This window comes from Acidobacteriota bacterium, assembly GCA_016703965.1.
In the GTDB taxonomy this organism is placed as follows: Bacteria; Acidobacteriota; Blastocatellia; order Pyrinomonadales; family Pyrinomonadaceae; genus OLB17.
The window spans coordinates 1-23,796 of the sequence record JADJBB010000030.1; the positions used below are offsets into that span (position 1 = coordinate 1).

Annotated in this window: 24 protein-coding genes; 17 read left to right on the forward strand and 7 right to left on the reverse strand. The window is 48.9% G+C overall.

Features of this window, described 5'->3' with window-relative positions:
* Window positions 1-697 precede the first annotated feature (697 nt).
* The 6 genes from IPG22_23315 to IPG22_23340 form a co-directional block, all read right to left on the reverse strand.
* Complete coding sequence (locus tag IPG22_23315; GenBank protein MBK6591191.1) at window positions 698-1,051, reverse strand: hypothetical protein; 354 nt, start codon at window positions 1,049-1,051, stop codon at window positions 698-700.
* 747 nt (window positions 1,052-1,798) lie between these two features.
* Window positions 1,799-2,029, reverse strand: coding sequence for a hypothetical protein (locus IPG22_23320; protein ID MBK6591192.1), 231 nt, complete (start codon window positions 2,027-2,029; stop codon window positions 1,799-1,801).
* Between the two features lie 12 nt (window positions 2,030-2,041).
* The gene (locus IPG22_23325) at window positions 2,042-3,043 is read right to left on the reverse strand and encodes a hypothetical protein (protein MBK6591193.1); all 1,002 of its coding nucleotides are present in this window, start codon (window positions 3,041-3,043) and stop codon (window positions 2,042-2,044) included.
* Window positions 3,044-3,081: 38 nt separating this feature from the next.
* Entirely contained in the window at window positions 3,082-3,318 is a 237-nt protein-coding gene (locus IPG22_23330) for a hypothetical protein (protein ID MBK6591194.1), read from the reverse strand.
* Between the two features lie 20 nt (window positions 3,319-3,338).
* Entirely contained in the window at window positions 3,339-4,133 is a 795-nt protein-coding gene (locus tag IPG22_23335; protein ID MBK6591195.1) for a hypothetical protein, read from the reverse strand.
* Window positions 4,134-4,287: 154 nt separating this feature from the next.
* Complete coding sequence (locus IPG22_23340) at window positions 4,288-5,226, reverse strand: lytic transglycosylase domain-containing protein (GenBank protein ID MBK6591196.1); 939 nt, start codon at window positions 5,224-5,226, stop codon at window positions 4,288-4,290.
* Window positions 5,227-5,278: 52 nt separating this feature from the next.
* Between IPG22_23340 and IPG22_23345 the strand changes: the two genes are divergently transcribed.
* The 10 genes from IPG22_23345 to IPG22_23390 all read left to right on the forward strand — a co-directional run bounded on the left by IPG22_23345 (window position 5,279) and on the right by IPG22_23390 (window position 16,617).
* Window positions 5,279-5,620 (forward strand): hypothetical protein, encoded by a 342-nt coding sequence (locus tag IPG22_23345; GenBank protein MBK6591197.1) that lies wholly within the window; start codon window positions 5,279-5,281, stop codon window positions 5,618-5,620.
* An 11-nt stretch (window positions 5,621-5,631) separates the two neighbouring features.
* On the forward strand, window positions 5,632-5,967 hold the full coding sequence (locus IPG22_23350; protein MBK6591198.1) for a hypothetical protein: 336 nt from the start codon (window positions 5,632-5,634) through the stop codon (window positions 5,965-5,967).
* Window positions 5,968-5,969: 2 nt separating this feature from the next.
* Window positions 5,970-7,052: a hypothetical protein gene (locus IPG22_23355; GenBank protein MBK6591199.1), complete on the forward strand. Its 1,083-nt coding sequence runs from the start codon at window positions 5,970-5,972 to the stop codon at window positions 7,050-7,052.
* Between the two features lie 7 nt (window positions 7,053-7,059).
* Complete coding sequence (locus IPG22_23360; GenBank protein MBK6591200.1) at window positions 7,060-8,835, forward strand: hypothetical protein; 1,776 nt, start codon at window positions 7,060-7,062, stop codon at window positions 8,833-8,835.
* On the forward strand, window positions 8,832-9,764 hold the full coding sequence (locus tag IPG22_23365) for a hypothetical protein (protein ID MBK6591201.1): 933 nt from the start codon (window positions 8,832-8,834) through the stop codon (window positions 9,762-9,764). Before IPG22_23360 ends, IPG22_23365 begins: the two co-directional genes overlap by 4 nt.
* Window positions 9,765-9,805: 41 nt before the next feature.
* The gene (locus tag IPG22_23370) at window positions 9,806-12,040 is read left to right on the forward strand and encodes a hypothetical protein (protein MBK6591202.1); all 2,235 of its coding nucleotides are present in this window, start codon (window positions 9,806-9,808) and stop codon (window positions 12,038-12,040) included.
* 785 nt (window positions 12,041-12,825) lie between these two features.
* Window positions 12,826-13,257 carry a hypothetical protein gene (locus tag IPG22_23375; protein ID MBK6591203.1) on the forward strand — a complete coding sequence of 144 codons (432 nt, stop codon included), beginning with the start codon at window positions 12,826-12,828 and terminating at the stop codon, window positions 13,255-13,257.
* A gap of 79 nt (window positions 13,258-13,336) precedes the next feature.
* A complete protein-coding gene (locus IPG22_23380) occupies window positions 13,337-14,137 on the forward strand; it encodes a hypothetical protein (GenBank protein MBK6591204.1) in 801 nt (266 codons plus the stop codon).
* Between the two features lie 626 nt (window positions 14,138-14,763).
* Window positions 14,764-15,393: a hypothetical protein gene (locus IPG22_23385; protein ID MBK6591205.1), complete on the forward strand. Its 630-nt coding sequence runs from the start codon at window positions 14,764-14,766 to the stop codon at window positions 15,391-15,393.
* Between the two features lie 9 nt (window positions 15,394-15,402).
* Window positions 15,403-16,617 (forward strand): DUF3289 family protein, encoded by a 1,215-nt coding sequence (locus IPG22_23390; GenBank protein ID MBK6591206.1) that lies wholly within the window; start codon window positions 15,403-15,405, stop codon window positions 16,615-16,617.
* A 101-nt stretch (window positions 16,618-16,718) separates the two neighbouring features.
* Here IPG22_23390 and IPG22_23395 read toward each other — a convergent pair whose 3' ends face one another.
* Entirely contained in the window at window positions 16,719-17,291 is a 573-nt protein-coding gene (locus IPG22_23395) for a type IV toxin-antitoxin system AbiEi family antitoxin domain-containing protein (GenBank protein ID MBK6591207.1), read from the reverse strand.
* A gap of 42 nt (window positions 17,292-17,333) precedes the next feature.
* On the opposite strand from IPG22_23395, the gene IPG22_23400 reads away from it, so the two are divergent.
* The 7 genes from IPG22_23400 (at window position 17,334) to IPG22_23430 (ending at window position 23,715) form a co-directional block, all read left to right on the forward strand.
* Window positions 17,334-18,458 (forward strand): hypothetical protein, encoded by a 1,125-nt coding sequence (locus IPG22_23400; protein MBK6591208.1) that lies wholly within the window; start codon window positions 17,334-17,336, stop codon window positions 18,456-18,458.
* 162 nt (window positions 18,459-18,620) lie between these two features.
* Window positions 18,621-19,592 (forward strand): SAM-dependent DNA methyltransferase, encoded by a 972-nt coding sequence (locus IPG22_23405; protein MBK6591209.1) that lies wholly within the window; start codon window positions 18,621-18,623, stop codon window positions 19,590-19,592.
* A 15-nt stretch (window positions 19,593-19,607) separates the two neighbouring features.
* Complete coding sequence (locus IPG22_23410) at window positions 19,608-21,461, forward strand: strawberry notch family protein (GenBank protein MBK6591210.1); 1,854 nt, start codon at window positions 19,608-19,610, stop codon at window positions 21,459-21,461.
* Window positions 21,355-22,215 (forward strand): strawberry notch C-terminal domain-containing protein, encoded by an 861-nt coding sequence (locus IPG22_23415; GenBank protein ID MBK6591211.1) that lies wholly within the window; start codon window positions 21,355-21,357, stop codon window positions 22,213-22,215. Before IPG22_23410 ends, IPG22_23415 begins: the two co-directional genes overlap by 107 nt.
* 128 nt (window positions 22,216-22,343) lie before the next feature.
* Window positions 22,344-23,000, forward strand: coding sequence for a hypothetical protein (locus IPG22_23420; GenBank protein MBK6591212.1), 657 nt, complete (start codon window positions 22,344-22,346; stop codon window positions 22,998-23,000).
* A 228-nt stretch (window positions 23,001-23,228) separates the two neighbouring features.
* Window positions 23,229-23,480, forward strand: coding sequence for a sigma 54-interacting transcriptional regulator (locus tag IPG22_23425; GenBank protein ID MBK6591213.1), 252 nt, complete (start codon window positions 23,229-23,231; stop codon window positions 23,478-23,480).
* Entirely contained in the window at window positions 23,434-23,715 is a 282-nt protein-coding gene (locus IPG22_23430; protein MBK6591214.1) for a sigma 54-interacting transcriptional regulator, read from the forward strand. The genes IPG22_23425 and IPG22_23430 overlap by 47 nt, the downstream gene beginning before the upstream one ends.
* Window positions 23,716-23,796: the final 81 nt, after the last annotated feature.

Genomic DNA, 23,796 nt, shown 5'->3' on the forward strand with positions numbered 1-23,796 from the left:
GACTTGAGAAACGCCTATACACGTGTCTCGAAATAAACGGCGAACTGAGTTTCATGCTCGAAGATCGTTTTGGTCGTGATAACTATAGGTCTTGACTGCCAATCGGAAATGCCCGACGGTTCGCCTTCGTATCAAGTGCGAATGCAGATCAATCCGCGTTCAGCGGCATAAGAAGGAATCTTCTATGCTCGCTCCATTTATCCTTTCATCAAGGATCAAGACCGGGCAGTTTCTTGGAGCACTTGATGCCGCGATTACCGCAAGATCACAAGCCCTTTCCAACCTCACCGGAATCAGAAATCAACTGCCATTTTAGATCGTCGAGCGTTGTCGAAAACCCGGCCTGCTCTTCGATTGGTAGCTGTTTGGCGGAAACAAGAGTGTTCCCTATCCAAACTTCCTGCTCCTCTTTGTCCCGGTCATAAGGATCTCCTCCTGTTTCAATCCATCACGTCCGAACCAACGCATTGACAGATTGCGCCGCGGCTAACGCTTCCGGAAAAGCAGTCTTTCCGCTGCCTCTTGTTCCCGATATTAGCCATGCGGCCGGATTTTAAGCTTTCGCAAAAAATCCTCGAATACTTGTTCATCGGGCACATATCCGTTGCGGCAACCATCAGATCAAATAGATCCGATTCGAGCCCCGTTGATACGAGGTCTCGGGGAGTTATCTGAGGCTGGCTCTTGTCAAAAGGGATCATTCCTTATCTGCTCCCGTCGCTGTGGCTGTCATTGATGTTGGCCGGCTCGGGCAACTGGGTAACAAGAACGTCCCGCTCGTTCCTGCCAACACTTCCAGAAATGTGTCCTCGCGCTCGGTTCCAAATAATGATTCGCTGGTATCCTCGGACGGTCTTTCAGATCCACGACGAAGCGGTTCAGAAAGGACAATCGTCCCACCTGAACGGAATGACCCAACCGAACCCAATATCGACCCGGCAGTTTCCTTCAGGCCCCGAAAGAATCGCGTCCATTTTCCGGTGATCCTCTTCCTGTTTCCCTTGATGCCGGAAGCACCGTCTGTTCCCAGAAGTTCACCGCTGAATTTCACTAGCTCACCAGAAGCCGGATCGATTAGCCCGACAATACTCACGAAGCTCTGACGGATTCGCCGCCTCGTAGATTCCCAATAAGCATTGTTCGGCCGGGAAGCGAATGGCCCTTACCTTCAATCTGGCTGCGTCAACTCCATACGAACGACCACCGCCAGAACCTCTGAGTGTGTAAATAGCTCCCGATCAGTCGGACGGAAGCAGTGTCCCGAATGGTATCTGTCCACTGCTCTTTGCCTTCTTAGGGTCGATTGCGAGAGTTACCGAAGATGCCTTTTGAACAGGAGTCGCGTCATTTCTCGCTTTGGCTATTCCGAAGAAAAGCGATCGACCAACAGGCTCGATAGATGTATTCGGCTGTGTGAGTCGAGGGCTATTCAAGCGCGACCGATCGTCTTTGTTCCTAGTTTCCGGTTTCGTCCCGCCGCCCATTTGTTTCCTGAGGCGAGATACTAGTGCCGATATTAGTGGTCGGAGTTCCTCCAGATCGTGAGTCTGTCATCGGAACGATATCGCCGGGTCGGCCAGCGTTCGTTTCAGGTTTATCTACCGTCATTATATCGGACGGCTGATTAGCTACTGAGTCTTTGCTTATACTGGGTTCTTTAGAGGCGACCATCGTCAAGGCCGCCTTGAGTTTTCCTCCTCAGTCATCGGAGCTGGCGTCGTACCTTTCCCGCCAGTGCGGTTCACGGATTGCGGTTTCTGCGTGGCGAAGAGTCCCATACCGAAGAACCACGTAACAGCTACCCCATAGAAAAGAAATACCGTGAAAGCAGCGACGTTTTTAGTACTTTTCCGGTTCGCGAGCCTCTGTGTTGCGAAACCCAGTCAGGAGCCAGTTCATCGGAGTCCACCTCCTCATCCTGCGGTTCGTCCGGCTGATTTTCAAGAAGTAGATTTTCACGATCCTCATCGGCTTCGATGTCAGGCAAGGCGGTTGGGATTTCCGCGGCGTTGGTTGATAAGGTTTGCATCGAATTCCTCCTTTATTTTGATCCGTTAAGAGCGGCTGAGATCGGAGCGTCGGCGGCGTTGCTCTGGGCTACGACAACTCTGATCTTTTGATTGGTTCCGAGAGTCGGCGCTTTATAGACGAGCGCATGAAAAGTCGTCGAACCCGGCAAGAGCAGTCCTTCAAATGCGGTCGTTTCCAGATACCGTATATCGAGTTTTGAGGTCAAAAGGCTGTTGCCTTCCTTGTCGAGCGTCTGTATCTGAAGTTCCGGAGAACCTTGTACGAGCCTGAGGTTGGATGTTGTAGAGTTTCGGATGCCGATGATAACGAGACGGTTCTCGGCATCGAGGTCCGTAATTCGTGTCAGGGAGAGCTCCAGTCCGTGAAGCTGTGGTGTCCAGGTTCCGAGGTGCTTCCTGGGATCGCGAAGGACATCCGCCAGCCTCTTGTTCGAGGTTTTCGATATTTCGGAATCGGTCATTGCTCGCTTTGAACTGACTCGTTTTGTATCGGGCAGATCCGTGAACGCGGCCTGGGTAATTGAGGCGTTGTCGGAATTCGGAGGATCTGGGCTTCGCAGTTCAGTCACTTGGGCGGTCCCGACAAGTTTCGATACAGCCCGCGAGTTGATCGGTGAAGCGCCTGCCGATTCGCCCCCAAGATTGAACGCGAGCCCCGCAATTTTTCGTGCCGACACAACGGCGTCCCTGTCATATGTGATAACGCAGCGGTGAGCGTTCTTTTTAAGCTCACTAACGGGAACGAGTTCAAGGATCAGAACCAACCCGGATCGCATCTGCAGGCTGATCGCGGCCGAGGTCGCGCCGTCTTTCGTCGGAACGAATCCTTCGCCTGGATAGATGGTAATCGATCGGTCGGTTTCCTTGGTAGGAGACTGAAATACAGACGCAAGCTTCGGGTTGCCTTCGTGTATGTAGTAGATCCCGTCTGACGCAGGGAACTCCACAATCGTGACCGCATTTTGAGCAAGTCCGAGACGCACGATAGTCGGCTGCTTTGGATTGACCGTCACATTTGCTTCTCCCGAAAGAAAATCGGGCTGCGGTGCGTTTACAACCGCAACGGGCTGCGTCCCAAGGGAACAGCTGAAATATTTATGACCCTCTCGGCAATTTCTGACTTGGACTCGTGCGAGACGGGCCGGACGACCTTTTTTGGTTTCGGTTTGTTTCCGGACTTTCGACTCTGAGCCTCAGCATTTCCGGCAATCACTGCGAGTGCCACAAGTGCGACTCCCAGCAACTTCATAAAATATTCAGCGGGTTTGTATGTTCTTGGTTTTTTCATGGATTAATTTAGGTTCCTCGTTACTTGCCGCCGGTTGTTTCACCAACGGGTTGATTTTGTGAAGATGTTTCCTCTGCATCTCCGATGAGCGTTATAGGCGAGACAGTCTTTCCGTTTACGGGTTCGACCCGAAAGCGAAGGATCGTGAATCCCGTTCTCAGGTTGTTGTCATTGCGTATCGGTGCTGACGGACTGTCTTTAAGAAGGAATTTGCATTTGAGCTGAACGGACTCTTCCACGTCTTGGCCTGAGGCCTTGCGTCGTATCTTTCGCGTGCCGATCGCACGGAGAATATAGGGATCGCTTTCATCAACCGACAGATCTTGAAGTTCCCAGGAAGAATTCACGCTTTCTGTCTTTTCGGCAGCAAGGACGCCATTCTGTTTTAGTCGAGTGGCCATCGCCATCGAAAGATCGGGGTCGAGCATTCGGAGCAGTTTGTTGACTTGTGTCTCCCGCGTCGTTTGTTCGACCTCGTAGAGCGCGGTAAGAAATTCTTTTACCAGATACTTTTTGTCCGTCGATGTTGGGGTGTCCGGTTCGATGCTGACAGCTTCCGTTAAGCCGTAGTCGCGGTTGTTTAGTTCAATAACTCGCCCACTGGATTTATCAACGACGATCCGATCAGCCTTTCTGAAGATCAGAAACATATTTACGCAGCCGCTAAGCACAAGGGCAAACAACAAAACGCCGAGGATCTTCAAGAGAGAGGCGATGGTTACGATGTCGTCCGGATCGCGGGTGAGATATGTAAGGGCATCCGCATCCGTGCTCAATGCATCAGGTGATTCGATTTTGGTTTCATTTGCTTTCATAGGATTTATGTCTCGGTAGGACTAATGGCAAAATCAGTGCCAAACGCGAAATAGCCAAACTTTTGCGGATTCGCTTCTTACTGCATTCTTGACCGGTCGAAAAATTTGCCGAACGGTTCGAAAGTCGTCCACGATTGAGTCGAAAATTCGCCGACTACTTACTTGGCTCTGAATTCTTGAGTTTGCCGGCAAAGGTCGATCGGGCGAGTTGATTCGAATTTGTTGGAAGTGCCGGGTCGACGATGACGGGGCCGAAATCAAGTTGTGGAAGGCGGTTCAAATTGCTGGAAGACATAACACTTCGTTTACCGGTTCGCGGATCATAGAACACCGAAATAGCTTGGCTTTCTTTAACCTCAACTATTTTTGTGGGTTCTTCCTTATTGGCGTTTTGTTCGGGTCTGAATGTATTTGTGGGTACGCTCATCCGTCCTTGCCGCTGAAGCCATCGATAAACCTCCACACCTTGCGTGACATACCCAAGAGTCTCTCTATAGGGCGGGACACCGCCCACCATCCGTCTCCTTGAAGCATTGATAACTCTTCCATTTACCCTCAATTCTCGGCCATGAAGGTAGGCCGAAACAGTCCCTTCGCCAGCGTTAAAGGCTGCCAAAACAGACTCGAGTTTCCAGTCAAACAGGCGTCCCAGATACTTCACGTACTTTGCTGCCGCGAGTAGTGAGGATGTCGGTTCATACGGATCGGCTAATCCAAATCGGGCTGCCGTCGCTGGCATGAACTGCATAAGCCCCTGAGCATTCTTCGGGCTGGTCAGCCAGGGCCGGAAGCGCGTTTCGTTATAGGCGATCGTCCACAGAATTAATGGATCGACACCTTCATTTCTTGCCGCTTTTTCGATGGTCGGCTCAAACAATCTTGCTCTTGAGAGCACGTCCATTCGGGCAAGTGAAGTCCGAGAAATTGTTTGTGTTTCCTGAGAGGCAACTGTCAGAGGAAATACAAAGACAAGCACTGATAAAAATGTGATCGAGCGGATGTTTCGTTTTTTCATGTCGTCGGCTATCGCAACCGATGTGCCAGCGACATCTTTCGCGGAGCGGCACGACCCTTGCAATGCGAGTGAAATCATTGACGCTTCCGACTTCGGGAACGTCAAGGAAATCTATCTAGTGAGGACGACTATGAAAAAATTACTGACACTGATCAAGGGCTTAGCATCGGCGATGGCTCCGCTTGGTCTGATCTTACTTTTAACAAACCTGAGTTCGGCCCAAGGCCCGATCTTCACCGGCGACGCAAGCAACCTCTCCAACATCATCCGCGAATCGCTCAAACTCATGGCTATCATTCTGTTTTGTCTTGGAGCGGTCGGCGTAGCCTGGTCGATCTACAACAAAATGACCGGAAAGGAATGGGGAAACCAGGCATTCGGTTCGCTTCTTTCGTTTGCCTTCGGAACGATCGTCGCGGTGTTCTGGCAGCTTGCTCAAGGCCGCAGTGTCGGAGTCGATACCAATTTTTAGGAGGCAGCCAGATGAGAAGACGCGCAACGCGGCCGAATGTCTTTCGCGGCCTGAAACGGTTCGGTGTCTATTCGACCGACTGGAAGTTTATCTTGATACCCACAGGTATCGCCTATCTCGTTCCGTTCGTTTTAGGTCTGTGGGTCGGCTATGTACCGCTCGGCTTTCCGCTGGGCCTGCTCGTGTTTCTGATTCTTCTAGGAGTCTTTAACTACCTGCGACTCAGCAAGCCTTCTTACTGGCTCTCGCAGAAGTTTGACGCCGAGATAGACAGATGGGCGGCCTTTCGACCGCCTCTACGAGGGGAATTAGAGCCTACAGTTTGGAAAGCACCCAACAGGAAATAGACATGGACACAGCAAACCTATCATTCACACAGATCGCCATTTCATTCTTCGGAGGGCTTCTTTCCTTGGGACTTGGTCTTACCGCAGGCTTGAGAATTTTTCCTGCTCTTAAGTTTCACAGAAGCCGCCCGAAGGACTTGCTACAACGGAGCCACGAGAAATCTCAATTAGCGACCGACCAGATAGGGCGGTTGTTCCCAACAGAAATAGCCGGACTTGATGGAAATATCATCCGCTACAAGGACGGCAGTTTCGGAAAGGCATATATTTTCGAACCCGCGAATAGCCTTTACATCGACGGAAACGTCACTGAACAACGAATCGAGGAACTGAAAACCATCCTGAAATTCGAGAAACCGAAGAACACGATCATTCAATTTAGGTTCCTGAATTCACTGGATACCGGTGAGGTTCTTCGAGACCATCTTTCATCACGAGATTCAGCGACTTCCGATCCCGTAGCCGGGGTTCTCCACGCAACCAATCTTTCGCTTCATGAAGAAGCGATCAGATCAGGTGAAGTTATGCGCCAAACCGCTACTGTCTGGATTCGCGTTCCGGTTAGAGATCCGGACGATAACGGCGTGTTGTCGTCTCTCCTGCCATCGCTTGTAAAGGATGCAAAGGAATACGGAATCGCACGACTCCTCCGATCTCCCCTTGTAAGGATAAGAAATCGCGAAAGTGAATTGATGGTGCAGAGAGAGGTGCAAAGTGAAGCCGCGTGCAAACTCAAAGCGTCACGGGTCTTTCAGTCATTCGAAGCTAACTTTCCGCGAAATCTACAGCTTCGAGAGATGAACCGGACCGAGACCTTCGAAGCGCTTTTTACAAGCCATCGGCGTGAGCACGATTCATTCCCAAATCTTACAAACTCAGTCTGCGTCGATCTGAGGCGATATCTTTGCAGCACGAATATCGAGAGCACCCGCGAGCAGTATGTGCGGCACAGCGGTACGCCTGTGAGTCTCGTCAGTCTGAAAACACTTCCAAATGGCTTTGTGACCGCAGATATCATGCGCTATCTGACCGCAACGAGGGCTTTGGGATTTCCGCACGAGATCGTCGTTGATTTGATGAGATGAAAAGCAGGTGGCCAAAAAGACCTGCAAAAAACGCATCGACCGGATCGAAGGCAGTCGCAACACCTGGCTCGGTTTTAGAAATCTCAGGAAAGACGCAGTCGTGATCAAGTCCGACCTTGAGAATCTTCTCGAACAGGTCCAAAGCGACAATGAAGAGATCTGTAATCTTCGCTTGAACGTCATAGTATTCGCCGGCCGGTCGAAAGGAGCAAAGGAAGCACGGCGGCAGATTGAGATACTCGACGACCGGTGCGACGCAGTTGTTTCCGCGATCCGAAAGAAGATCGGCGCCGATGCTATAAGGGAAGACGCAGTGAGGCAGCGAGCGATATATCCGCGAATGCTTGCTGGTGAGCTCGCCTCGCGACCAACAGGACAGGAACTCACGGAGACGGCTGACTCGGTTATATCGTTTGTTCCGACAGAAACGAGTTGGCGGGGAAGCCGCCGGCCGCACAGCATCTTTACAACTCCGAACGGTCAAATGTTCGGCCTCGATCTCTACGACCGCGCTCTTATAAAGTCTCCGACAGTCATCGTCACCGCAGCGTCAGGTGAAGGCAAATCATTCCTGGCTTCGATGCTGATCACGGATATCAGGGCTCATCGCGGAAACGTAAAAGTACGAGTGATGGACTACCGTCATTCGTTCAAGCCCATATGTCGGCTTTTCGGCGGCCGTCATATCGAGTTCAACGAAGGCGATCCGAAACCGATCAATATCTGGAACTATCCGGGTATCGAAAAAGGAATTCGACCCACCAAACGTCAGCTTTCAATGGTGCTCGCGGACATCCTCATTCTTAGCAAGACGGCAAGGACAGATGCGATCACAAGTGCTATTGCCGCAACTGTTATCGATGAGGTTTATAAGATGTCGCTGGCCCGCAACGGAGACGGCAGACCAAAATTCCAGCCAACGCTTGGGCATTTTCTGGATGTTCTAAAGACCTACCACTGGGAGCCTGCACAACAGGGCCAGGCGAGCGAGCTTTACTTGAAGCTCAATGTTCATCGCAAAGACCCGTGGCTTAACTCGCCAACCCATCCGGATTATGACGTGCCATCAATGTTCGACGTTTTCGAGCTCTCCGGAATCAGCGGCCTCGACGAAAAGATACGTGAGAGTGTCGGATTCAGAATAAGCGCCCAGATCATGCAGGAGATAGGCGAAGAAGACGAGCGGAAGCAAAAAACGCCGATCCTATTCCTCTGCGACGAAATGCGCGAGATTAACAAACACTTTCCGGCAATTCAGGAACTCATCGCCGAAGCATCAGTGACCGGCCGTAAAGAAGGTCTTGTTACAGTCCTGTTCTCCCAGGCTTACGAGCATTTTACGGGAACGACAGAGCGTCCGAATGAGATCGGAATAGACCTCGTAAAAAACTCCGGCGTAAAGATGATCGGCAAACAGATCGGCGGCTTCGACCGCTTGGCCGCTGACTGCGAACTGGCACCTGAGACAGTTGCAGCGATCCGTGCGATCAGAAACCAATACGGAAGATACACCCAGTGGGTTTTCGTCATCGGCAGCGGAGCGGACAAGATCGTCCAGATGGCCGAGATCCGGCTGTCGCCCGCAATGCTTTGGGCTAACACCAACGACACGAACGAAGCGAATGCACGAAGACTTATCGAGAATATTCGGCCCGACCTTCCGCCCGAGATCGTCGTGTCTTGGCTAGCTTCGAAATACCCAAGCGGATTGACGGCAGTTGGACTCACGGAGATTTCCTCGATTGACCTGAATGAACTCAACGGACTGGAGGTGGCAGCATGACCGGAAATAGCGGAATAGTAAGACAGATCGTCCTCGCGGCAGTTCTTTCCTCGATCTTCATTGGGATCGACGTTCGCCCAACACACGCTCAGTGGACGGTATTCGATCCGTCGCAATATGTTCTCCAAGTTGAGAAAAGAGTCGAAGAGGCGGCCCGGTGGCTTGAGACGATCAATCACTATATCGATACCTATGAGCAAGCGGTCAAGCAGTACGAAAAGATGGTTGAAAGCGTAACCAATCTGCGAGGGATTCTCGGTAAGGTTGAAGAGCAGGTCATGCGGCACAAGCAGCTGATAACTACCTACGCAACTATCGGACGGCTTATTCGCGGGACCTTCGAACTGAAGAAGCGAATCGAGGCGACTATAACCAGCCAAATTCATTCTGTCGTCAATATTGCAAGACGCCTTAAGAACGGCATCTTCGATATGGACGCAAACAAGCGTGACCTTGATGATTTTCTACGGCATTCGATCGGACGAAGCGCCGATGCCCACCTCAAGAATCTCGAACGCCTTGCGAAGCTAGATTCTGAACTCGAACGGATGCTCTTTGACCGTGAAAACATGCTTCTCGATCTTGCCAAGCTATATGAGGAACGCGAGAAGATCGCTGATGAAACGCGAGCGATAGAGGCTAATCCGGCTGCCAATCGGGATGGCGTTCAATCTCTGATAGACCAGATGCTCGCGATCAATCTTCGCATATCAACGGTTGAAGGACAGCTGCGCGAGCTTGAAGCGAAGATCCAGGCAAAATTTATTGCCTACGGCCTCAAGATCGAGCAGATGACAGAGTTCGGAAAAGAAATTCGTCGAAGCACCGAGATGATGACTGGTATCACACGAGCCTCGGACGAGTTTCTTCGCGAACTCGAACGCTATGAAGTATGGAATGATGACGTCTATGAAAGCCCTCTTCCATAATCGCAAAAAGATCAGAACTAAAAAGTAGAACAAACAAAGCCATGAGAAACGCGACTCCATATCGTCACGCTTTAGCGACAGCTCTATTCGTTCTCGCCTACCTCGTCTCGCCATACCTCCTCGCCAATACAGCGGCCGGGCAAACCCGGCCGCGCCCTCCTCGCGTCGAGGGCCAGACTCCAGTAGGTACGATGAACGGACAGCCGGTGACGGCGAATGACCTGATAATGACGATCAACTCGGATTCTCCGTTTATGCCGCCGCTCGATGGAAGTCCGGCACCGGCGCTTCGTGAATTTGAGAACAGATACCCCGCGAATCCGGTCGCGAGTCCGTCTCCCGGGCCGGTCGTCCCGCCAAAACCTCCTGCACCGAGTTTTAGCGAGCAGATCAAGAACCTCATGCGGACTGGACAGGAATGGCTATTTCAATCCGTTCTCAACACCATCATAAAGCCGCTCATGCCGATCCTTATGTTTCTCGCGTGGATCATCGCGAGTTTTGTTTTGATCTTTGCTTTTATTCGCAGGTTCCATGACAACCGAGGCCTTGGCCCCGAGCAACTCGTTGCGTGGGCAATCCGTTCGATCATTTTCATGGTGTTGATCGGTGCGAGCCCGTTCATCATCGACGGCCTTACGATAACCGGCAAGTTCTTTGCTCGACCTATCCGGGCTTACAACCGTTCACTAGTCACAGAATTCGACGACAAGATGAAAAAGTATGTAAAAGCAAACTTTGCCGTCGAGGATCCTAACGCATTACTCGCAGAACGCCTTCCGAACGGTGAGCCCGGACTTGTCGGCATCATCATGGATAAGGAATCGACCGTAAAGGATATTACCGGGGAACTGAATATCCTTGGGTGGAATCTCCCCAAAATGTTCACCTTTATGGTGATCGGCCAAAACATAATCAAGTTCGGCGGACTATTTTTGGCGATCGCGGGGCTATTTATTTTGATAGGACTGAAACTCGCCGCGCCTGTGCTCGCCGCTTTTGGATTCGACGAGAAATTTGCCGCGCAGATGTTCTACCCATTCTGTTGGGGCGTTGCGACATTTGCGCTCGCATTTCCGATCGTTAAGGAAGTGACTCTATATGTTTGCTATGGCCTCGGCGTTCTTGCGCTTTCTATCTACAACGGCGAGAGTACATTTTCGCTTGATCCCGTAACCGCCAAGATCATAACCAACGGGGCTTATGATCCGGCTTCAAGTGCACTTATTGTCACCGCATTGTTCTTCGTTTCAAGTCTCTGCTTCATTCTGGTTCCGTGGCTTAGCTATCGAGTTCTTCGCGGACAGGTCTATGAAGGTGTCTCTCAGATCTCGATGGGCTGGATGCTTTCAAGTATGGGAACCGCGCTTGAGACGTACGGACTAGTAGCGGGGGCCGCCATCAATCGACAAGCCGAAAACACCCAAATTCAGGGCATCTACAATGCGGAGCAGACCGCCGCAAGAAAATCCCTCGAAGCCGCTAACCAATCAACGGACGCCCGTTTGGTCTCGTCCGTTGCCGGAGTCGAAGGCGGCCTTACCACTAGTTTGGGACAGATCCGAGCAAATCAGGTGACGCAGACATTGCTTGCCGAGGCGAGCAAGAACTATGGTTTGAGCAGCAGTGCAGCGGCAACTAAGCGAGAGATCGCAGGAACGTTAGCCGAAGCTCAAGGAACTAAAGAAGCTAGAACCATCGACGGCATGAAGGAAGTCGAACTGCGCGGTCAGGGCAACCTTGAGCGATTTGGAATGAAGACCTACGAATTTACGCCCGGTGGCTCCTCGATCGCCGGAACTTCCGTTCCGATACGCACTGGGCAGGAACTCTTCGACTGGTCGAAAAATAAGCATCCTATTCAAGAAGTGAACAAGCAGATGGACTCTACCACTCGCACAAATGTCACGCTTCAAAACAACAACACCGGCATTGTCGCGGACACGAAGGTAGAGGCAAGTAATGTCTATCAGGGTGAGATCAACCAAGCCCTCGAAACTCAGGCTTCACAAAGCAAGCAGGCTTTCAATACCGGCAGTTCGATCGCTTCGTCGAGCACCAGACAAGGTGCCGGAATCCAACTCTCAGGAATCCGCAGTTCGGCCGACATGGAGAAAGTATCAAATCAACTAAACTTTGAAGGCCGCACTGAGGCCGCGTCGATAAATCAGACAGCGGCGATGGAGGCTGCTCGACTGCGAATGGTCTCAACCGTCGTCACGGGGTTCTTCCGTGATATGGATCGTAGACTTGAAGAGATGAAGCCGAAATACTGATTGTAATGGCGCTAATCTAGGAAGTTCTGATATAAGATAAAATTTCGGCTTGGTAACTCTTCGCCAGAAGATGTTCATGCCGACAGGAGGAGGCTGCGGTGTGGGAGACGCAGCCTCCGCTTTTGCGTGTTTATCCAACTTAACCTCAGGTCATTTCTTCTAATCTGAACCAATCCTAATACTTTGCACTTTTTCCAAACCTACATTGACGGGGGCAAAGTGATTCGGCGAGAGTATTCTAAAGTCACTCAAACAGTTGGCAATGGAGAATTAATTCACATGACAGAAGAATCAAAAGGATCCGCAAACATTACCTTATATAACTTTGTCAGCCTCAGAAGTCCTCAATATAGAGAGAAGGAGGATAAGCAAATGATTATAGATTTTATCTATTGCGATGTAGTGCTAAATTCCGACAGGTTGAAATCGATTGATCTTGAGAGAATCGACCGTGCGGACGATTGTAACAATATCCACGACCTAACTTTACACCCCGATATTAATTCAATTATCGAGGTAGGTAAGAAGCTCAATGAGTATAAGTATAGGAAATTGATTTTTATAAATTCACCAACATTTGTTAAAACTCGAAGTTTCCCTTGAATCAGAATGCAACATAAAAGCGATTGTTTGGAAATCTCTGACCAAATTGATGAAAGAAGGGGGGGAACTAAAATTCAAGGAAACATTAATAAATGTATTGAAATTTTTTCACCTAAAGAAGCACAAAAAAACTCATCTCCCACGATAATTGGGAACGAAATATTCCCAATTATGAAAGGCTGATGTCTGCGAACGTAGTAATTCCCAAAGAATTATTTCCAAAGGAGGAAACGTTCTTTTACGGCGAACTATTAACCACGAAACCTAAGAAAATCTATCCAAGCGAGTTGTTAAAGGTTACTAAGGATATCTCTATTTTAGAATTTCTGACAAAAGATGAATCGTTAGGATCTGAAGTTAAAGCTGACTGTTTACAGAAACTCAAATCGCTTGAAGATGAGAGGAGCAAAATTCCTGTCGAAAATGAGAACTTGAATGAAGTTTTTCAAAAGCCATTTATTTGCACCCTGCTAAAAAACGGGCTAGTTCTCTTCAAATTTGAAATAGGCAGTTTAAGTAAGGAAAAAACGGTTACGAATGCTGAAATAGTCTTATTGGGCCAAAAATATTCATTTGTCAGGGATTACAAAGACAAGTTGGGTAGGTCTTTTTGACCTCCACTTCAAGCTGCCGCAGACGCACGTTGATAAGATAATTCACGAGGGACACAAAACACTTTTTTTAAGCGGCTCGATGAAATTAAGAAACCAGTCGGTCTATAACTTCAGCGTCGAATTACATAAAAATAGCGACATAATAAAGTTGTTCGAAGGGGGAAGCTCTTTATTGATGGATGATGGGCTTGATTATTATGGTCGTTTTCCACCATCTGGATTCGGACTTAAGCAGTTGGGCTTCGCGGATTATAGAAAGGTTGTTACAACGATCTCAAGATACGTTCCCGCCGAAGTAGCCCAAATTGAAAATGTAATGGCAAGCGAGTACCGGGAGATGGCTACAATTAATGAGTTAACAAAGGAGATTACAGACTTTGAAAGCACAGAGAATTCGAAAGAGAATGAAACTGAAACGATCAGTACCGACCGCTTTCAATTGCAGAATGAAATTTCCCAAATGCTTAGCGAACAAAATAAAAACAACTTTGACACAAAACTTAGTACAAGTTATGGAACTGCGACGCTAGACATGAGCTATGGCACTTCAACCTTGAATAGTAAGGAAAGTAGCAATAGACAGGCATTGACAAAAGCCCAAGAAGTGACAAATAAGGCTGTCGAGAAAATCCTGACTAAAGTCAGAAAAGAAAGAACCGTAAAGGTCACTCAGAAGTTTACCGCGTCAAATAAACACGGTTTCGATAACCGTGGCAATGCTCATCACGTCTCCGGCATCTACCGCCACATAAATGCTGTATATAAGAACCAGATATACAATTATGGAAAAAGGTTGATGTTTGAGTTTGCGATCCCTGAGCCCGCCCTTTTTCATAAACTGGTTTTTGAAACACAAGGTGCTGAATCTTACTTGAAATAACACCCTGCCCCTACAAATCCGAGTGATTTTTTACAGGATGCGTCGGCGCTGAACAAAGAAAACTATTTAGCTTTTGAAAAAGTTTTTGGATTGCAACTTGATAAATTCCCAGAGAACATAATTAAACTGAATCCAAGAACGAGCAAGTTCAAGCGTTAAATACCAGTTTTTTTGTTGATGTCCCGGAAGGCTTTGCACCCTCGCAATATAAACTGTCTTACAACGGTGCCTATGGTGTTCAGGTAACAGGGGCACACCCTCTTAATGATGACTATTTCGAGATAGCACTAAACGACTTTACTATCTACTATTACACCTACCTTCTGGCTTTTGGCGTTGAAGGAAAACCCGATAGAGTGGGGAAAATTTCTTCAGATTTCTATAACGACAATCGAATTGAATGCAAAGTTATCGGACACGATATATACACCTATAATTTCAATTTGGACTCACCTTTATCCCGACGAAAGAAAAGATCGACAAATGGCAGAAAGGTCAATACGAAAAATCATCAACAAATACAAGGAAAAGCTTGACGAGTACTACAAGGGTCTGGCCGAATATCTAGACAACAAAGTTGCGAGTTCCAATGACAAAAAATTAGATTTTAGAAATATTGAAAATCTTTGTATTCGAAAACAGTGTTAACTTACCTTATCAACGATAGTCAATTAAATCGCACCAGACAGATGGGGTTAGTTGACTTATTTATCGATCGAACCTCAATCGAGACACTCGCTGTAAGAATGGACAAACGGTTAGACGAATATACCGCTTTTGCGAGATTCCTCGAGCAGGCATTTGAGTGGGATCTGATGTCGTACACATTTTATCCATTCTACTGGGCAAAAAGATCAGAGTGGAAAAAAATGTATAACAGCGACAGTTCGGATCGCACATTCAAAAGTTTTCTTCAAGCGGGTATGGCGAGAGTTATTGTTACTGTAAAACCTCAATTTGAAGACGCAGTCACACATTACATGATAACGGGCAAGATTTGGGAAGGTGGAGAGGTGCCGACCTATGGCAGTTCACTGTTTCTTTCGATAGCGGCTGAAATGAAAGAAGAACCCGCTACCAAAATTCTTGACCCGTGGGAATCCGTTCTTCCCACAAATCTCATAGCACTTCAAAGCAGCGGGGTAGCAGTTAATCAGGAAGGTCTGCCAGATCTCGAACACAACGGTAATCTTGGTGAATTCGCGGATAACCCCAAAAAGCTTCCGACGAAGAAAAGGTTTTTCGGGCTTTTTTAAACTAGGCAAATGATGGGAAAAAGTATTTTTGATCTGGATGATCAAATGGGATATGAGAGTCCATTTGAGAATTGGTTAAAACCATCGAACAAATCTCTAAGTACCGACGCAGATGCTGGCGTTCAGGTGACTGACCTCAAAGGCCCATCAATCGTCTGTGAAGGAGCAGTTTATGACTTTACGATAACGCATTTTAGCGTTTCACCCTTCCTTCTCGATTTTGGAAAATTAATAGACCAGATTAAGTGGGCTTACCGAGTTGATGGGGGTGGTTCTTCGGATATCAATCAAAAGGCGTTTCTTGATGGCAATCGGGTTATGATGAGATGGCAAATACCCAAACTTGAGGAAGGGTCTAATTTGAGAGTTTTTGCGTGGACAGACCAGCCAAACGGAGCCGCAAGTGTATCGTCCAGCATTCTGAGATTTCCATTTTATTTTGATCGCTATAAAACAAAGGGCGTGAATCAGGAAGGAACCAGAATAGCTGATGACTTGTGCTATGGGGACGGTCTAAAAATAACCGATCATTTTCGATATTCCACAGCCGACATTGAATCAATGGGGATTTTGATGAGGTCGACCGCCTCGACATCGACCGATGATTTATGGGATGAGTTATGGTCTCTAGTCACGGATGTTTCGGTTGGGGAACTTGAAAAAACTGCACTCAAAATGTTGAGTAATTTCAGGACAAATGGGGATGGTGATAAATCACTGGGTAACGACCTCATCAATAATGAGTTCATAAGCAAGACGTTAAATGAAGAAGTCGAAAAGCACGATTCAACGATAACATTTTGTGCCAAGATTCAAGCAGGAATTCAAAGGCGTTTGGCAAGTGGCGAAGGCAATCCCGTTCATTTAAAGGATTCTAGTGTACACAACACAAGCGATAGATTCGGAAGACCTCATTTTTCAACCTCCAAAGACATCTTCTTGGGTGGTTTAACCACATGCATCAACGATACTTGGGCTTATGAGGTGTTCATTACAGAATTTTCTTCGAATGACGGGAAAAATTTTAAGGTCGTTTACAAGGTTGTTCTGTATGATCATTTTGGACTGGATAAGCCAGACGTCGATCCACAAGAGCACCCGCTGTACTATGCAATACCTGGATTCCGCGCTTGGTTTGTGCTTCAGCACCTGCGAAACTTCAAACCGTTTATTACTAGAGTTGAATTTGAAAGGTCATTTGTTGGAAATGTATCAAGCGGCTGAGTTGAATCGTAAGTTCGCTATTCAAGTCAATAACTATAAAGCAGGGGCTCTCCGTTGGAAGTCTGCGCTTGAGGTCGGCTGGCGGCATATCTCCTCGGTAGTCATGGTGTGATGACCTCCAGGTACTTTGACAGCACGGACTCTAGACCGAGTTCTTTTGCGGCTCTTGCGAGTTTTGCTTCAGTTGTCTTTCGTTGAGCAAGGGATTCACGGGCTGCTTTGATCGCGGTTCGTTCGCCTATCTTAGTGATGAATCTGAGACCCTCAAGAACCGCCCGTTCGACTGTGACGATTCGATAGCCCTTTTCATCCACGATCTGTTTGTCGAGCCTTGTTTTTGTTCGGATCAGTTTATAGCCCTTTTCTCGGGTTCTTTTCTCCGGAGGAACCATTACCCATATTTCTCCCGGCACCTGTTCGGCAAGATTGTAATGATATAGAGCTGAAAGGCCCCCAATCGCTGAACCCGGCCCAAACTTGGAATACCCGATTTGGAATCCAACATCTTTATCCAGCGAGGCCTTTGGATGGAGGTAGATCCCGCGACCAAGACGAACGAGGTCCTTTGCAGCGACAAGCCGGGATATGTCTTGCTGACTAATTCCCACGGACTTACCCTGAGCCAGTGTAAAGACCCCAAGTTTTTTGATTTGTGGATGCTTTCGCTTATCCATCATTAAAAGGATGCGGTGAAAAGTGACATTTGTCAATGAAAAATGTCGCTGCCACACATACTTGCTGGTGGCACGGAATGGAGCTCAAAGTTCAGTTATTCAGCAGGGTTCCGGGATACTTGCCATCGAAGAAGACGCACGCTACAAAAAGAAGCGGTAGGAAAGAAACCTGGAAAAATGATAACTGGATACCAACGAGTATCGAGAAGATCCCCGTGCCGAATTTGCGGAAAGCCGGACTGGTGCAGCACAACCAAAGATCAAAATATCGCGTTCTGTGCCCGTTCCGCGACAAACGCTGACCGACTTAGCGGCAAAGGTTGGGGGATCTTTTATGACGAAAGTCGGAGCCCATTGAGAGCCGGTCATGCTCTGCCACAAAAACAACTTTCGCGCTCAAAATCAACTTCTGTAGCTCCCATCGAAATCAGGCATAAAAGCTATCAGAGTCTCATCAAGCTTTCGCCATTACCCGCGAGCGCCGAACTAATTTACGGTAACGAATGGCTGTTTAGACAAGGGCAGGAATTCGGACGCTGGGGAATACTTCCCAAATTGGCTACCGAAAGGCATCGTCTAGTTCGATTACTCAGTGAGCTACTTGCAAAAGAAGAAGCAGCTATTCCACCTTTTGAAGGCGTTCCAGGATTTTGGCGAGGACCGAATGGAAGACCACGACTGGGTAGTGATTTCGACTATAACGACGATCTTCTTCTGATTCCATTCTTAGATTCGAATGGATTGATCCAGGCTTGTCAGATGAAAGCTATCGGAAAGACTAAGAATGCGCCCGGAAAGTATCAATGGCTGTCGTCGATCGGAAAGCGTGACGGATGTAGTTCGGGCACACCGCTTCATCACGAAGGCCCCGTAGGTTTCCGAGGAAAGACGACTAAGACGGTACTGGTTACCGAAGGTGTCCTCAAAGCCGCGGCGGCCCAGCACTTCCTGCCGGATCGATATGTCGTCGCGAGTGGCGGAGTCGCAACCTCGCATCGGGAAATCGTTAAAGCGGCACGGCAAAAGATTCTGGAAATCGCATTCGATGCGGATTGCTTCACCAATCCACATGTAGCAAGAGCATTGGCTTCATTACTCGCTCTTACGCATTCGGGAGCAGCAGTTCTTATCATGCGACAAACCTACAAAAATTCTCGCGTGGGATAGACGATTCAAAGGTATCGACGATGCCCTGATCGCGGGAGCCTCTCTTAAGTATCTGGAACTCTCCGATTGGCTTGGTTCGCTGACGCCTGAATGTTTCAACGAGGCTCGCCATCAACTCGCTGGAATCGTGCCATAGGAAATTAGCGGCGGACAGTTCGCGTCATGAGCGAGCGAACCGTTTCCTATACCTCATTTAGAGATCTCATCGAACAGGTCGCAGGGATTGTTGACAGCGACCGAAAGATCTCAAACAAGGAACTTATTGAGATCTGCAAAGGATGTAGGGGGTTTGATTTCAACGTCGATGCTCATATCTATCACGAGATAGCTGAAACTGCGTTGAACCAACTCATTCTGACAAAGTACGGACGTGATCTACTCGCATCAACGGATCCGATCGAAGCAGTTTCGACTGTCTTGAGACCTCTACAAAAACGGCTTCCTACGCAAACGTGGAGAAGTGAAACTCAGATCGCCTATCAACAGTTCTCCACTCCAGTTACTATTGCGTATCTAGCCGCTTATCTTTTGAACCTTAAGCAAGGCGAGACAGTGCTCGAACCTTCCTGTGGTACCGGTAGTCTCGCTGTATGGGCGTCTGCTATTGGAGTCAAAGTGATAGCTAATGAGATCGACCCTAGGAGGAGGGGCTCGGCTTTGGCGTTGGGTTTCCACCCATATTCTTTCGATGCAGAGTTCATCGACGATCTTCTGCCTGAGCATTTACTCCCTGACATCGTTCTCGCTAATCCGCCATTCTCTTCGACTGGCGGCCGTGTGAAAAATAACAGTCTCGACTTCGGTTTTCGTCATATCGAATCAGCCTTACGAAGGCTAAAGAAGGGTGGGCGATTCGCGGTGATACTTGGTGAGAGCGGCTCTCCGAGATCCCACAGTGGAAATAGGTTTTGGGAATATCTTTCTCCTGAGATACAAGTAAAAGCGTCCGTAGAACTGCTTGGGCGGGAGTTCTACAGCAACGGCACGAGCGTCAAGACGACGCTCATTCTAGGTACAAAGTCGAGTGCGATCGATACGCCGCTCAGTTCGCAACTTGAAGCGGCTCCGCATATGGTTGCTCAGTCGATCGAGGATGCCTTCGAACAATCCATTTCATTGAATCTCCGTTTTTGACCAATAGAAAAAGTAATGTATTCCATTCAAGAACGAAGTTCGGAAGGACTTTCGGCGCCGGAACTTACTTCGAGCAATACGACCCCAACCGTAGAGCATCATTCCCAACCTGATCTAGACATAAACATTTATTCCCCGCGATTTATTATCGGGGGATCGCCACATCCGGGAGTGATTGTTGAACCTCCAGGCCTCGCCAATGTTGAACCGCCACCGCTTCGTTACCGGCCACGGCTTCCGAAGGACCTGTCGGAGACCGGAAAGCTTTCGGCAATGCAATTGGAGAGGATCATCTATGCGGGACAGGCGCATGAGCAGAGGCTGGCGGACGGTTCGCGAGCGGGTATAAGCATCGGCGACGGAACCGGAACCGGCAAGACGGCGACGCTTGCGGGAGTCATTCTGGACAACTGGTTCCAGAGACGGCGGCGGGCCGTTTGGTTTTCTGTAAAAACCGACCTGATCGAAGCTGTCTCCGATGAGTTCAAGAGACTTGGGCTGGCGCCGCCGATCAAGCTGATCAATAACTTTCCAACCGATCAGGAGATAGATATTCAGGACGGAATTGTTTTCTGCACATATCGATCGCTAATCGCCAGATCGAAAAAGGGTAACAAAAGGCTCGATCAAATAACCCGTTGGCTTGGAGCAAACGGAGTCGTGATCTTCGATGAAGGGCATAAGGCTAAGTACGCCTTTGCCGACGACCGCGGCAAATCTACACAGACTGGAGCCGCCGTACTTGAGATCCAGAATCCCGAGAGGTTTCCGGATGTGAGAGTGGTCTACTCTTCCGCGACGTCGGCAGGGGAAGTGCGACATCTTGCCTATATGTCGCGCCTTGGGCTTTGGGGAGCAGGGACTAATTTTCCGATAGGCTTCGAGCAGTTCGCTGAAGAGATCGAATCCGGAGGTGTCGGTGCTCTGGAGATGGTCTGCCGGGATCTTAAGGCGATGGGACGATACCTATGCGGCAATCTGAGTATGGGAACCGATCCGGAATCCGGCCTGTCGGTCGAGTTCCGCGAGGTGATTCATAAACTCACTCCGGCTCAACGACGGATGTATGACAACATGGCCCTGGGCTGGCAGGAAGTCTTTCGAAATATCCATCGAGCTCTGGATCTAACTAACTCCGGCAAGGCCACCCGAAGCAGTGCTCTCAATCAGTTTTGGGCTGAACATCAACGCTGCTTTCGCAATCTGATCACGGCATTTAAGGTTCCGACGCTGATCCGCGAGATCGAAGATGCCCTCAGCAGAAAAGAGTCCATTGTGGTGTCGATAACGGGCACGGGCGAGAGCCAAACCAAGAAGCAGATAGAGCGTGCGGCAGATCAGGAAGAGGCTATCGACAGCCTCGATTTCAGTCCGAGAGAAACGCTTACTCGATTAGTAGCGAATTGTTTTCCAACCGCCTGCTTTCAGGAAAGAACCAATCCATATAGCGGAACTATAGAATACATACCTCTCGTAGACGCCAATGGCGACCAGGTTGAAAGCCGTGCAGCTCTGCAACTGCGAGCCGAGCTATTGGATAAGCTATCAATACTTGAGGTTCCCGAACATCCGCTCGATCAACTCGTGAACTATTTCGGGGTAGAGAACATTGCCGAGATGACCGGCCGGAAGAAACGCCTTATCCGGACGGCGAATGGCACACTGGAGTATCGGCCGAGACAACTCGCTGGTGTCCCTTCAAAACTTATCAACCTCCACGAAAAAAATGCTTTTCAGAATGGTGATAAAACGGATTGCCGTCATGTCCGAAGTGGCATCGACCGGAGACAGCCTTCATGCAGGCAAATCCGTTGGGAATCAGCAAAGACGGCTTCATATCGCTGCGGAACTGAAATGGTCAGCCGATAAACAGATCCAGGATTTCGGCGCACACATCGGACAGGTCAATGGCACCTTCACGGAACTCGGCGGCGAGAAAAGGTTCTCTTCTACTATCGCCAGAAGACTTGGTAATATGGGAGCCCTTACAAAGGGTGACCGGCGTGCCGAAAAGGCCGGCAACCTTGATAAATATAATCTTGAATCCAGAGAAGGGCGTTCGGCGTTAAGTGTTGTACTTGCCGGCATTATGAGAGGCCGGGAGATCGAAGGGCTCGATGATCCGAAACAGGCGCTGAGAGATATGGGGCTTATTAAAACGGGCGATGCCGACGAGCAGATCCCCGACAGCGAAAAGACGAATATTCCTAGATTCCTCAACAGGTTGCTCTCCCTGGAGGTCGACCGGCAAAATGCGCTATTCGATTATTTCTATTCAACATTCCTCGAAACGATCGAATACCTAAAACAGAAAGGAAAACTCGATGACGGGATGGAAGACCTGAAAGCTATGTCAGTCGCCGTCTCGGGATCGCCGGAGGTTCTTAACTCAGATCCTCTGACCGGCGCGAAGACCATTTATTACAAATTGGAACTTAAAGTCGCGACAACGCCGGCAAGATATCTTGACATGGCGACCAGCGAGATACACCAATTCTATCAGGACCGGCGAGACGGATCGTTCATAGCGGTGAGAAGAACTTTATCCCATACCGATCCGGAAACAGGGGAGCGGTATCAGATGTTCTCGATAACAAAGCCTTCGGGCCGCAATACGGCATAGCTTCGCGAGAGCGAACGAATTCAGCGATACCGGGTCGTTCCAAAAACCAAGGCGGAAGACTGGTGGATCGATGAGGAGAAAAGATTCCTGACTTTGAAGACAGTACCGTCCATATTCTCAGCGGTGCATTGCTTCCCATATGGAAATATCTTAAGACACTCAGCCACGATGCGCTGAATATCGTTAGAACCACAACGGATGACGGAACCAGGCTTGTCGGCGTTAGGATATCGGAAGAATGGCTCCGGGATATCCGTCAGCACTTTGGCCTTCGATCAAGTATTCCGACAACGGCTAACGAAGTATTGCGAGTAGTCGATTTTGAGAAGAACAGCGTCAATCTGATCGACCATGTCAGGGTGCGGTCATCGCGGTTCCAGGGTCAACTGCTTACAGAGATCTGTCCTTCCACTTTCGAGCAGATTAGAGAACTACGTGGAATTGGACTCGTCAATATCGTACAACACGGGCGCCAGAGATTTTTCCTTCCACAGGAATCACCAGGGCTCGCTCTCGAAAAAGTCTTGTTTCTTTATCCGCCCGAATCGACTGATATTAGTTTCTTGCCTGAAATGTCGGGGGAATCTGATATTTTCGAGAGAGCGACAGCGATCGAACTTCATGCGTGGATGATCGAGCCGGACCTTTGGGCGATTGATGAACTTTCCGTTGCGGAGGGTTCGGCTAGCGTACGCCAGCGAGTCTATTACGGCGAACAACAACAACTAGCCAACGACCGACGCGTCCCATTACTTCACGGGCGAAGTCTGAGTTTGTGGGTATAGGATTTGGGAATTGCACACCTTCCATCAAATTAAAAAAATTGTTCATTAGGAAGTAACTTTTCCGGCTAACGAGAGTTTTTACTGATGTAGGTCAAACACTGGAATTAGAAACGGCCCTGGCTTCGACACGAAACGTCCAGAGCTTACGGATCAAAAAGCACATTCCGCATTGAAGGACCTTTGAAGCGTTATTCGGAGGATCATTGCCAATGGACAGTCAGTATATTTATGCGAACACAGACACCGCGTCGTCGGTCTTTGAGGAAAAATAGAGATACTGTAGCGCGAGTTCCGCATTACATTCTCATCACTGGCGAGAGAGGCACTGCGCAAACGACGATAGCCCGACAAATCCACGACATAGTATTGGATCGACGGGAGTTCGTTGGAGTAAACTGTAAGTTTTCGTCAGAACTTCTAGAATCCGAACTCTTTGGCTACGAAAAAGGGTGCTTTCTTACAGGTGCAGTCGCTCCCTAAGGCCGGACTTTTTGAGACTGCCAGCGGGGGACTCTTTTTCTCGACGAGATCGGCGAGTTGTCCCCTAAGTCTTCAGGCTAAATTTCTAAAGGCGGTAGAAGAAAGGCGTATTCGTCGGGTCGGCGGGACGCGGGACCGAGAGATAGATGTTCGAATCGTAGCCGCGACTTCCAGAGATCCGCAATCGATGGTGAACAGCGGCTCATTCAGGGCGGACCCTATTTTGATCGCCTGAATATTCTACAACCTGAAACTCTACTTCTCAGATATCAGAAGGAAAGGATCTGAGACATTCTTGGACCAGTTGGAAAAAGAG